General features: G+C 57.8%; 9 protein-coding genes. 3 read left to right on the top strand and 6 right to left on the bottom strand.

Translation table 11 applies throughout. The annotated features are described in order from the left end of the window. The first annotated feature begins 214 nt into the window (after positions 1–214). A complete protein-coding gene (locus BLQ24_RS04000; RefSeq protein ID WP_090162910.1) occupies positions 215–1,378 on the top strand; it encodes a 3-phosphoglycerate dehydrogenase family protein in 1,164 nt (387 codons plus the stop codon). A 92-nt stretch (positions 1,379–1,470) separates the two neighbouring features. On the opposite strand, the gene BLQ24_RS03995 is transcribed toward BLQ24_RS04000, so the two are convergent. The 6 genes from BLQ24_RS03995 to BLQ24_RS03970 all read right to left on the bottom strand — a co-directional run bounded on the left by BLQ24_RS03995 (position 1,471) and on the right by BLQ24_RS03970 (position 9,185). Then, complete coding sequence (locus BLQ24_RS03995) at positions 1,471–2,244, bottom strand: radical SAM protein (protein WP_242869581.1); 774 nt, start codon at positions 2,242–2,244, stop codon at positions 1,471–1,473. A 10-nt stretch (positions 2,245–2,254) separates the two neighbouring features. Then, on the bottom strand, positions 2,255–4,621 hold the full coding sequence (locus BLQ24_RS03990; RefSeq protein WP_090162908.1) for a glycyl radical protein: 2,367 nt from the start codon (positions 4,619–4,621) through the stop codon (positions 2,255–2,257). Between the two features lie 246 nt (positions 4,622–4,867). After that, positions 4,868–5,737, bottom strand: coding sequence for a LysR family transcriptional regulator (locus BLQ24_RS03985; RefSeq protein WP_090162906.1), 870 nt, complete (start codon positions 5,735–5,737; stop codon positions 4,868–4,870). A gap of 3 nt (positions 5,738–5,740) precedes the next feature. Beyond that, positions 5,741–6,673: an Hsp33 family molecular chaperone HslO gene (gene hslO / locus BLQ24_RS03980; RefSeq protein ID WP_090162904.1), complete on the bottom strand. Its 933-nt coding sequence runs from the start codon at positions 6,671–6,673 to the stop codon at positions 5,741–5,743. Between the two features lie 87 nt (positions 6,674–6,760). Beyond that, positions 6,761–8,134: an MATE family efflux transporter gene (locus BLQ24_RS03975; RefSeq protein WP_242869580.1), complete on the bottom strand. Its 1,374-nt coding sequence runs from the start codon at positions 8,132–8,134 to the stop codon at positions 6,761–6,763. A 22-nt stretch (positions 8,135–8,156) separates the two neighbouring features. Next, positions 8,157–9,185, bottom strand: a complete 1,029-nt coding sequence (locus BLQ24_RS03970) for an ornithine cyclodeaminase family protein (RefSeq protein WP_090162900.1) — start codon at positions 9,183–9,185, stop codon at positions 8,157–8,159. A 334-nt stretch (positions 9,186–9,519) separates the two neighbouring features. Here BLQ24_RS03970 and BLQ24_RS03965 point away from each other — a divergent pair, with 334 nt between their 5' ends. Continuing rightward, positions 9,520–10,086 (top strand): TetR/AcrR family transcriptional regulator, encoded by a 567-nt coding sequence (locus BLQ24_RS03965; protein ID WP_090162898.1) that lies wholly within the window; start codon positions 9,520–9,522, stop codon positions 10,084–10,086. A 1-nt stretch (position 10,087) separates the two neighbouring features. Then, entirely contained in the window at positions 10,088–12,601 is a 2,514-nt protein-coding gene (locus BLQ24_RS03960; RefSeq protein ID WP_090162897.1) for a glycoside hydrolase family 2 protein, read from the top strand. Positions 12,602–12,644: the final 43 nt, after the last annotated feature.

The raw sequence follows: 12,644 nt of genomic DNA, 5'->3' as shown, positions 1-12,644 counted from the left end.
CCGGAGATATTCATTTGGTTAGATTATACTGAACCGTCCGGGTTCCGTCAATAGATGTACCGAAAAAAATTCAGAATTCTTTCCAACCCGCTTTTTACCTATTGTTATCGCCAACATATTAACATCCGGTAATTTAGGATCTGTACACATACAATTTACTATGGTAAAATAGTAATGTTGAATCACTTTCAGAACAACTACCGGGAGGCATATCATGTTTCAGTATAAATGTATGAATAATATCTCCGATGCAATTCACACAGTGCTGGATGATCAGTACAAGAAAACGGATGAAACCGAAGAAGCAGACGGCATCATCGTCCGTAGTGCGAAAATGCATGACATGGAATTCGGAGACCGGCTGAAGGCCATCGTCCGGGCCGGTTCCGGCGTCAACAATATTCCGATGGAGCGGTGCGCAGAAGAGGGCATCGTCGTTTTCAACTCCCCGGGAGCCAATGCCAACAGCGTGAAGGAACTGGTGATCGGTTCCATGATCAACGCCTCCCGTAATATTCCGGATGCCATCCGCTGGGTGAAGGATAATGCCAAGGATGAAGATCTGGCCAAGGATGTGGAGAAAGGCAAAAAGAAATTTGCAGGGACAGAATTGAAGGGCAAGACCCTGGGGGTCATCGGCCTGGGGGCCATAGGCGGCATGGTGGCCAACGCCGCCTATGCACTGGGCATGCATATTGTCGGAATCGACCCTTATCTGAGCGTCCGCAACGCCCTGGCCCTGGACCGCAGCGTGAAAATCCGGAAAACCTACGGTTCCGTCTACAGCGAAGCGGATTACCTGACGATCCATCTCCACCTGACGGATCAGACCCGGGGCATGATCAACAGCGAGGCCTTCGACCAGATGAAGGACGGCGTAATTCTGATGAATTTCTCCCGGGGCGAAGTGGTGGATAACATTGCACTGAAGGAGGCGCTGGAGTCTGGAAAAGTCCGGAAGTATGTCACGGACTTCCCTTCTCCGGAAGTGATGAAGATGCCGAATGTCATCGCCACCCCGCATCTGGGGGCCAGCACGAAGGAGGCAGAGGACAACTGCGCCATCATGGCCGTGGAAGAGCTGCGGGATTACCTGGAAAACGGATGTATCACCAATTCCGTCAACTATCCGAACGTCAACCCGGGACCGTGCCAGTCCGAAGGCCGGGTTGTGGTGCTGCACCACAATGTGCCGAATGTACTTTCCACCATCAGCACGGTCTTCGGCGGGAAGGGCATTAACATTACGAATCTGACCAACCAGACCCGGGGCAAGTACGCCTGCTGCGTGGTGGACACCGAGGCACCGGTGACCAAATCCCTGGCCCGGGAACTCTGTGAGGCAGACTCTGTGATCCGTGTCATTGTAGTGAAATAGAACCGGAACCATATCGATGAACATTCAATTAAACAGGGGAATCGCCCGGTCCGGGCGATTCCCCTGTTTTCTTCCGACGGACAGGCGGCCTGTCACCGGTAGGAAACCGTCCGGATCCCCATTCGCCGGGCCCGCTGGCTCCAACGGGAAAGCTGCTCTTCGGAAGGTGTACCGAAGAATGCCGGCGGCAGAGGGAGGCCCAGCTTCTCGTACTTTCCCTCTCCGTAGCGGTGATAGGGCAGGAGTTCCAGCTCCGGGTCCGGCAGGTTCTCCGCCATGAAATCGAAGATCCGTTCCAGATCCTCATCCGTGCCGTTGACCCCCAGGATCACCGGCACACGGATCGTGAGAGGAATGCCCAGTGCCGCCGTACGGCGGATATTCTCCAGAATCCGCTGGTTGGAACGGCCGGTGAAGTGCCGGTGCAGTGCGGGATCCATGTGTTTGATGTCCATGAAGATCTGGTCCAGCCGCTCCAGGGTCGGACGGACCGCTTCGAAATCGAAAAATCCGCAGCTTTCCATGGCCAGATGATACCCCTCATCGTAGAGTCTTCCGGAAAGGCAGTTCAGAAATGCCGGCTGCATGCCCGGCTCTCCCCCGGAGAAGGTGACACCGCCTCCGGAGAAGCGATAGAATATCTCTTGTTCAGCAATCTCCGATGCAATTTCATCCACAGTGGCCCGTCGAACCATCCCATTGTCCCGGGTCTGTCCCTCCGGATTAGCACACCAGGCACAGCGGAGGGGACAGCCCGCCAGGAAAACAATGGTCCGGATCCCCTCCCCGTCATTGACAGACAGGTTCTGAAGCTGCATGATGGTGCCATCTTCGGCCGGACAGAAAGCTTGTTTTTTGTCCTTCATGACCCACCGCCTAATAGTTATGTTCCGTGCGGGCGATGATGGCATCCTGCATGGACCGGGACAGGTTCACGAACTGAGTGGAGTAACCCGCCACCCGGACCAGCAGATCCCGGTAGTTTTCCGGATGGGCCTGGGCATCCCGCAGTGTCTCGGAACGGATGCAGTTGAACTGTACGTGGAAGCCGCCCATGGAGAACAGGGACTGGACCATGGCGCCCAGGTTCGCCTGACCCCGCTTCGTCGCCACGATTTCCGGATTTAGTCTGAGGTTCAGGAGCGTTCCCCCGGAATGGATTTCCTGGTTCAGCTTCGCCGTGGACTTCATGGCCGCCAGCGGCGTGGAATGGTCGGTGCCCACGTACGGGGAGACCCCTTCACTGGACGGCTCACCGTTTTTGCGGCCGCAAGGGGTGGCGCCCAGCACTCTGCCCATCGGGATGTAATTGGAAATGCCCATGAAGGCGGTATTGAACGGGGAGCCGAAGATGTCCCTGTACCCGTGGATTTTCTCATAGAAATGATTGGCCACTTCCAGCGCCAGATCATCCACATAATCCTCGTCGTTGCCGTACTTCGGGCAGGCCTTCGCCTTTGCCCGCAGCTGCTCATATCCTTCCCAGTTCGCCCGGAGCGCCTGGGTGAGTGTAGCCATGTCGGTCTCATGATCTTCGAAAACCAGTTTTTTGACCGCTGCCAGGGAGTTGGCTACCACAGCGAGGCCGATGCCGGTGATGACCGGTCCGACATTGTATTTTGCCCCGCCCCGGCTCAGGTCCTTTCCATTTTCCATGCAGCTTTCGATGCAGCTGGAGAGGAAAGGCCGCGGCACCATTTCCTCATGGAGACGCTGTGCCTCGATGACGGAAATGACAGAGTGATAACAGAGATTGTCAAACTGACGGAAGAATGCCTGCTTCACTTCTTCGAAGGATGTCATTTCCGCCGCCGGCTTCTCGTCCAGTCCCATCTTCTCTCCGGTCATCAGACTGACGCCCTGATTCAGGGCATACTCCATGGCACTGCCGAAGTTCATATTCACGGCTGCCGTCCACTCCCCGGTTTTCCGGTTATGGGGCACCACACATCCGCAGTTGTTCCAGTCCCTGGCGTCCTCCGGCTCATAGCCGGCATTCAGCAGCATCTGGTATCCCACCGAATCGCTGTGAATGGCCGGGAAACCGGTACCCTCCGCCACCAGTGCTGTCACCGCATTCAGAAATTCCTTCGGGCAGGTCTGGGACACCCGGACGGAAAGCCCCGGCTGATGGGTCTTCACCTCACCGGTGGCTTTCAGTGCCATGTAGGTGACCGGGTTCGTGCCGTCGCTGCCGTCCCGCTTCTTTCCGCCTACCGTCAGGTTCTGAAACTGGTTATATCCGGCGAAGTAGTCCGCCGTGTTGGCGGAGATCGTCCATACCCATTCCGAATACTTCAGCCACAGAGCGTCCACCAGTTCCTGACCAAAATCCGGGGTAATGCGCCCCGCCGCCAGATCCGCCTCGTAGAACGGGTCCGTGTACTGGTCGAACCGGCCCGGATTCAGGGACAGAGGATTTTCGGTCAGAATGCCGCCGATCTGGACGAACCACATGAACTGAAGTGCTTCATAGAAAGTCTCCGGCGGATTCTCCGGCACCTTCCGGCAATTTGCTGCAATCACCCGGAGTTCCTCCCGCCGGACTTCATCCTTCTCCTGCGCCGCCATCCTCTCCGCTTCCTCCGCATAGCGATTGGCATAACGGATGATGCCCCGGGAGGTCAGGATCACAGAATCATAGAATTCTTTCTTTTCTTCGTCCTCCGGCTTCGTCAGATCCAGCTTCCCGATATGCTCTTCCGCTTCCCGGATGATGCCGCCGAACCCCTTCGGAAACAGCTGATCCTGATAATCCGGGGTCACTTCTCCCACCGCTTGACGCCACTTCGAATCCGAATCAATAATACCCGTGTCCACGCCGATTTTCTTCGTCTCTTCCGGCAGCCTCCGGAGGAAAGCCTCTTCCAGGGACTTTCCCTTCCAGTACGGGAAAATATTCTTCCGTACGAAGGCCCGCTGCGCCGCCGTCATCTCATAGGGATCCTGTTTCCGCTCCGAGAAATGATCCATCTCCCGGTCCACCCAGGTCCAGGAATATTCCGGGGTCAGAATGCCGCACTTCCGGAATTCACCGATGGCGCCCACCAGCAGCTCTCCCTCGAAAATGTGGACGCCGATCTGATCACAGCAGTCATAGAAGGCCTGTGCCCGCCGGATGGCAATCGGCAGACCCTCCGTTTTCCTGTGGGACTCCGTCCAGATCAGCGCTCTCTCATAAGAGATCGCCGGTTTCGTGTTCACATAGTTCTGTCTGATTTTCTCAATCCGATCCGTAAGCATGACATCCTCCTCCGGGTATGATTCACAGCCCGCCGGCGGACCGGCCGGGGCGGGTGAATGATCTTGAATGTAACCTGCATATGATATGAAAACGGCCTGAATATTATCTGTATATTCTGATCATACACCGATCATGGGATTGCGTAAAGTTCATGATATTCAATGTTTCATGAATATTTTTCATGTAACGCACACACGCATACCGCCCGGGAATCAGAACCGCCGCCGGCCATGCCGGATGTCTCCTCAGATCCCCCGCTTCACCTCTTCCACGAACCGGGCGGCCGCCGGAGAAAGCACCCGGTCCCGGCGCACAATCAGCCCGATGGTGCGGAACACTTCCTCCTCCAGGGGCCAGACCGACACATGAAAGCCGATGTGGGACAGGGTCAGTTCCGGCAGCAGCGCCGCCCCCAGATTCGCCTCGATCAGTGCGAAAATCGACCGGTCATCATCGATCCGGTAATGCACCGGCACCCCCGCCAGATGAGATTTCAGAAAGGCCTCCGCATCCTTGTTATATCCCGCCCGGCGGACAATCAGCGGAAGAGCACCACTCTCCGCTCCGGAACGGATCTCCTCGGCCGTGACTGCCCGGCCTCCGGCCGGACGAAAATCCGGCGGCGCCACCAGCAGAAGCCGGTCCCGGGCCACCTGTTCCACCCGGAACCCCTCTCCGGCGGGCAGCGTGTCGAATCCGATCTCCACATCCCCGTTCCTCACCCAGCGTTCCACGTCTTCATAGTCTCCCTGAAAGATATTCACTTCCACCCCCGGGCAGCTGCTGCGGAACCGATGGAGCGCATCCGTCAGCCAGCTGACCAGCACACTGCTGAACGTTCCGATATTCACCCGGCCGCTGGCCAGTCCCCGGATCTGCCGGGCCTCCTCCTGCATCAGCCGTTCCCGGTCCCGGATCGCCCGCACATGTTCCAGCATCCGGGCGCCCTCGTCCGTCAGTGTCACACCGCCCCGGCCCCGGTTAAACAGCCGGAACCCCAGTTCCTCTTCCAGAGCGGAAACCGCATGACTGACGGCGGAGGGGGTCAGCCGGAGCGCCTCGGCCGCCCGGACGAAGCTGCCATGCCGGGCCACCTCGTCGATGATCTCATACATACGCTACTGCTTCTCCTCCGGGGCATCCTCTTCATTTTCCGCCGGAGCCTCCTTCTTCCGTCCCGCCAGAATTCCCTTCAGGTCCGATACACTGAAGTGATAGGCCGAATTACAGAAGAAACACTTCACTTCCGTCTCTTCTCCGTCATCAATCATCTCCTGCAGGTCTTCCTCCCGGATTGTCGCCAGAGCCCGGGATACCCGCTCCTTCGAGCAATTACAGTGAAACCGGACGTCGGAACGATCCGTAATCTCCAGACCCAGGCCTTCCGTAACCCTTTCCAGAATCTCCTCCGGTGTCTTCCCGTCTTCCAGCAGCTCCGTAACGGATGGCATGGCGGCGATATTCTGCTCCAGACGGGCGATGACCTCCTCCGGCGTGTTCGGCATGAGCTGAACGATGAATCCGCCGGCGTTCTTCACACTCCGGTCCGTGTCCACCATGACTCCCAGGCCCACCGCAGAAGGCGTCTGCTCCGAAACCGTGAAGTAATAGGCCAGATCATCTCCGATCTCCCCGGTGGCCAGTTCCACCTGTCCGGAGTACGGCTCCTTCAGTCCCAGATCCATAATCACCGACAGCGTGCCCTTTCCCACGGCACCGCCCACATCCAGCTTGTGGTGTTCCTCCGACTTCAGCGGAATGATGACATCCGGGTTGGCGGCATAGCCTTTCACATTTCCGTGACTGTCCGCTGTGACGATCATGTTCCGGATCGGGCCGTCTGCCTTGATCTGCAGCGTCAGAATATCCTGCTCTCCCTGCATCATGGTGGCCATCATGGCACCGGCGGACAAAAAGCGGCCCAGTGCAGCGGTCACCACCGGTGTTGTCTGATGAATCCGCCGTGCCTCTTCCACCAGATCCGTAGACCGGATGGCAAATGCCCGCACGCTGGCATCCCCGGTCACTGCTCTCACAATATAGTCTTTCATATTCCCTGTCTTCCTTTCCTTTTTTCATTCTTTTCCCGTCCGGCCGCAGATTTCAAGTCATTCCTCTGTTACGCCGATGCACACCTGTCATGCCGTTTCCTGCATCCTGCGCCGAAGTACGAAATACAGAAGGATCAGCACACCGCTGGTCACCACGAAACTGATCGGAAAAGCTGTCATCAGCACATTCATCGTACGGTGCCGGCTGAACACCGTGAGAACCCAGAGAACACGCAGCACACAGATGCCCAGCACCGAAACCAGCGCCGGCACCATGGAATATCCGTATCCCCGCATGACACCGGACAGCGCTTCGATAGGCGCATAGGCTCCTTCCCAGATGGTAATAAAGCTCATGCGGATCATGCCCCAGCGGATCACGGACGGATCGCTGTTAAACAATCCGATCAGATGAGGGCCGCCGGCGTACACCAGAATACCCAGTATTTCACCGATTCCCACCGCCATGATCATACAGAGCGCCGTGACCCGGCGGCACCGCTTCAGGTCACCGGCGCCATGGTTCTGCCCGATGAATGTAGTGGCTGCCTGCCCGAAGGCGTTGACCACGAAATAGACGAAGATTTCCACATTGAATGCGGCGGAAGAACCCGCCACCACATCCGGTCCCAGGCTGTTCACCCCCGACTGGATGACCATATTCGCCACCGAAAACAGCATCCCCTGCACCCCTGCCGGAATACCGATCCGCATCATCTGTTTCAGCTGGCCGCCGTGAATGCCCAGGGACCGGATCCGGATCCGCACCGGACCCTGACTCCGGGAAAGCATCAGAAACATGATGCCGGAGCTCAGCACATTGGAAAGTACTGTTGCGATGGCCACTCCATCCACATTCATGCCGCAGAGCAGCACAAAAAACAGATTCAGCCCCACATTCACCATGCCGGCAGATGCCAGGACGATCAGCGGCGTCCGGGTATCTCCCCGGCTCCGGAAGATGGCCGACTCGAAATTATACAGCATGATGAAGGGCATCCCCAGGAAATAGATCCGGAGATAGGTCCCTGCCATTTCCCGCAGCGCGGGAGGAACCTGCATCAGTTCCAGAATCGGACGGGTGGCGAGAAGACCGATGCCGGCGGCACAAAGACCGCTGAGCAGCGCCACCGTCACGGCAGTACTGACGGCCCGGCTCACCCCTTCGTGATCGCCCCGTCCTGTATACCGGGAGATCAGCACATTCGCCCCCAGAGACAGTCCGACAAAAAGATTGACAACCAGGGCGATGAAGGCGTTGTTCGACCCGGCCGCCGCCATGGCATGTTTCCCGGCGAACCGGCCCAGAACTGCGATATCCGCCGCATTGAACAGCTGCTGCAGCATGCCGGTCAATGCCAGCGGCAGGGCGAACAGAAGAATCTTGTCCCACAGAGAACCGTGGATCATGTCCATCTCCCGCCTTCGTTTTCCTCCGTTCCTGTGATCTGCTTTCTCCAAAAGTTCTTCCCGTCCTTTCTTTCTATTTTTCTTCCCGGCCGGGCGCCTGCCTGGCAGACCAGACCTGGCCGACACCGGCGCTCTTCGCCCGTTCCAGCACCCGATAGGCCGTCACCAGGTCCTGGGCGCCGATCCCGACGGAATCGAACACGATGATCTCTTCCTCCGTCTCCCGGCCCGGCAGTTTTCCCAGCAGACAGTCACCGATGTCTCCGGTGATATCTTCCCGCCGGATGGTTCCCTCCGCAAGCGGGGTGATCAGATCGCCGGCTTCTTCCAGCACTGCATCCACCGAATCACAGTAAATCTTCGATGCCCGGCGAAGCAGCGCATCGTCGATCTCCCGCATTTCCGGCCGGTAGGCGCCGATGCAGCTGACCGTCGCCCCCGGCTTCACCAGACTGCCGTCAAAAACCGGGGAATGGGAAGATGTGACCGTAATAATCAGGTCCGCATCTCTCACGGCTTCTTCCGGTGTTTCCGCAGGGATCAGTTCTGTGCCGCAGGTAGCCAGTTCCCGGCCCAGTTCTTCCTTCATTTCCTCTGCGAACTTCTCCCGGCTCTCCTTCTTCCGGGAATAGACATAGACCCGATCCAGACGCCGGACCTCCAGCATTCCGCAGAGCTGGTCCTTCGCCTGGCTTCCCGTGCCGAACAGGGCCCCCACCTTCGCCTCTTTCCGGCCGAACAGGTCCAGCGCCGCTCCGGATGCCGCTCCGGTGCGCAGACTGGTAATGCAGGCTCCGTCCAGCAGCGCGGACGGAACACCGGTCTCACCGTCGAAGGTCATCACCATGGACGGCAGGGTGGTGATGCCGAATTTCACATTTCCCGGGAAGATATTCACGGTCTTCACCGAAGCAATGCCCAGCCTTTCGGAATAGGCAGGCATGAAACAAAAAACACCGCCGGCACCGGCTGCCTCAATCTGTGTCCTCAGCGGCACAGTAATTTCGTCCGAAGAAAACATCCGATACGCTTCGCAATCCGCCTCGATGGCATCCCGCATAGAAAATACCCTGCGGATTCCGGTTTCATTCACTAATACCATATCAATCTCCAAACTGTCCTGACACGTTCACTTATGACATATCCACGCAGTACACATCACGATCCTGTCCCCGCTTCCGGAGCCCGGACCCTGTACTGCATTCTACCATAGGTTTTCCCTCCTGTCAGCCCGGCGGCGGCCGGAGGCCCCGCCCTCTTCTCCTCCCGCCTGCTTCCGATGTGCTCCGAATTCCGTACAGGAATCCGGTATTTTCTTGCAGGCCGGATTTCTCTATGCTAAGATGAACGAAGGGAAACTAAACATTCTGAATACAGTTTCCGGCCGCCTGTGACATCGCTTTTTGCTGCACAGCTGTGACGAAGGAGGACACATTATGGAAATCCGGGAAACCATTCTGCAGGGCAGCCTCGAATTATTCCGGGACCGGGGCATTCAGTTCACCATGGACGATCTTTCGAAACGCCTGGGGATCAGTAAGAAAACGATCTATACCGTCTTCCGCAGCAAGGAAGAACTGACGCTGGCCGCCTGCAGCCGGATTTTTGACCGGATCAAGGCGGAAGAGACCGCCGTGATGGCGGATGACACCCTGACCACCGCCGAAAAGATCCGGGCAGTTCTGAACGTGATGCCGGAGGGCTATCAGTCCCTGGATTTCACCAGGCTGGACGTTCTGGAGGAACGTTATCCCGCCGTGTTCCGGGAAGTGACCCGGCGTCTGGAAACCGGCTGGGAGAACACCCTGGCGCTGCTGGAGCAGGGCATGGCGGAAGGGGTGATCCGGCCGGTGCGTATTCCGGTGATCAAGGCGATGTACGAGGCGTCTCTGGAACACTTTTTTCGCCGGAATCTGCTGTCCGAAGCCGGCATTCGTTACCAGGATGCACTGGCGGAGGTGGTTTCCATTCTCATGGATGGGATATTGATGACGGAGGAATGACATGGCAAGGAAACGGATTGATCTGAACAACCACTGGAAATTCACAGAGAACTGGACGGATGATCTGGCGGACCCCGCATATTCCGAAGCAGGAATGCAGGACGTCCGGATTCCCCATACGGTCCGGGAAACCCCGCTGCACTATTTTGACGAAGAAACGTACCAGATGGTAAGCGGCTACCGGCGTCATTTCCGGGCGCCGGAGGAATGGCGGCGGAAGACGGTCCGGCTCACGTTCGAAGGCGCCGCCCATGACAGCACAGTCTACCTGAACGGCCGGATGGTGGGCCGCCACCACTGCGGATACACCGCTTTCACAGTGGACCTGTCCGATGCTCTCCTGTATGGAGAAGACAACGTGCTCGCCGTCCGGCTGGACTCCCGGGAGTCCCTCAATGTTCCGCCCTTCGGCTTCGTGATCGACTACATGACATACGGCGGAATCTACCGGAATGTGTATCTGGAAGTACTCTCTCCCTCCTGCCTTCAGGACATCTTCGTGACGGTGAAGCTGGCGGGCCGGTACGAGAAGACGGCGGGAGGAGCGGATCTGACGAAGAAAGAACTGCGGTGCGCCCGGTCCCAGACCATCAGCCGCATCGAGATTGAAAACCTCTGTCCGAACATGAAGATCCGTCAGTTCATCCGGCAGATACCGGACCCTGCAGCCCCGGACAGCGGAACACTGCCGGATCCAGAGGAAGGGATGAAGTCCGAAGACCCCGGAGAATTCCGCCTGCTGAAGGAGGAACCGGCTGCGGATTCTGTCCTGGAACTGTCCTGCCTCACCGGCGACGTGAAACTCTGGGATATCGATCAGGCGGCACTCTACGAAATGAAAACCCAGCTGATCGATGTGGAGGATCAGATCATAGACGAAGCCATCACCCGGTTCGGATTCCGGAAGGCCAGATTCCGCCGGGACGGATTCTGGCTCAACGGCCGGAAAGTGAAAATCCGGGGTTTGAACCGGCACCAGTCCTATCCCTATGTAGGGTACGCCATGCCGGACAATGTACAGCGCCGGGATGCCGATCTTCTGCGGTTCGAACTGGGGCTGAATGCTGTGCGCACCAGTCACTATCCGCAGTCTCAGGCTTTCATCGACCGCTGTGACGAACTGGGACTCCTGGTCTTCACCGAAATTCCGGGGTGGCAGCACATCGGTGACAACGAGTGGAAGAATCAGGCGCTCCGGAACCTGAAGGACATGATCCTCCAGTACCGGAACCACCCTTCCATAATTCTTTGGGGCGTGCGCATCAATGAATCCCTGGATGACGACGAATTCTATGCCCGGACCAACCGGATGGCCCATCGCCTGGACCCTTCCCGCCAAACCGGCGGTGTTCGCTGCTATAAGAAAGGAAGTTTCCAGGAAGACGTCTTCACCTATAACGATTTTTCCCACAATGGCCGGACGAAGGGCTGCGAGAAGAAATCCAGAGTGACGCCGGATATGAAACGGCCGTATCTGATTTCGGAATACAACGGGCATATGTATCCCACCAAGTCCTTCGATGATGAGGAACACCGGCTGGAGCATGCGCTGCGCCATGCCCGGGTCCTGAATGACGTGGCGGAGCAGAATGATATCTGCGGCAGCTTCGGCTGGTCCATGACAGATTACAACACCCACCGGGATTTCGGCAGCGGCGACCGCATCTGCTACCACGGGGTCACCGACATGTTCCGGAACCGGAAGGCGGGGGCCTGGCCGTATGCGATCCAGCAGGACCTGGTTCCGGTGCTGGAAATCAGTTCATCCATGGACATCGGCGAGCATCCGGGCAGCTGCCGGGGAGACGTGTACATTTTCACCAATGCGGACAGTGTGCGCATGTACCGGAATAACCGGCTGATCTGCGAATTCCGGACAGATGACTCCCCTTTCACCCATCTGCACCACGGTCCGATCCTCATCGATGACTACATCGGCAGCACCATGGCGGAGGACGAGAACTTCCCGGAGGCCCAGACCGAAGAACTGAAAAAAGTCCTGAACCAGGTGGCCCGGACCGGCCTCTACGGCCTGCCGAAAGGGATCTACGTATCCCTGGCGAAGCTGATCCTCCGGTATCACATGAAGCCCCAGGACGCTGTCGATCTGTACAACCGCTACATCGGCGACTGGGGCAGCGCCTCGAAGAATTACCGGTTCGACGCCGTGAAGAACGGTCGGGTGGTGAAATCGGTCACGAAAGCGCCTATGACCCGGGCGGATCTGCAGGTTGACACAGACCGGACCCTGCTGCGGGAAACCCGTTCCTACGATGCAGCCTGCATCCGGATCCGGGCTGCAGACGAGAACGGAAACACCCTGCCGTACTACAACGATCCGCTGCTTCTCCGGACCGAAGGCCCGGTTCAGCTGATCGGCCCGTCGGTCATCAGCCTCTCCGGAGGCATGGGCGGCACCTATGTGAAAACCACCGGAATCCCGGGAGAAGGCCGGCTCATCATCGAAATGCCTTCCGGCAGATCCTGGCACGTGGACTTCCGGGTGGAAGTCTGACCGAAGGGCAGCATTCCCCCAGGGAAAGAAAGATATCAACAAC

The sequence above is a fragment of the Eubacterium pyruvativorans genome, from assembly GCF_900102225.1.
In the GTDB taxonomy this organism is placed as follows: domain Bacteria; phylum Bacillota; class Clostridia; order Peptostreptococcales; family Anaerovoracaceae; genus Aminicella; species Aminicella pyruvativorans.
Note: the sequence above shows the minus strand (reverse complement) of the source record. Positions and strands in the feature narration are given on the sequence as shown.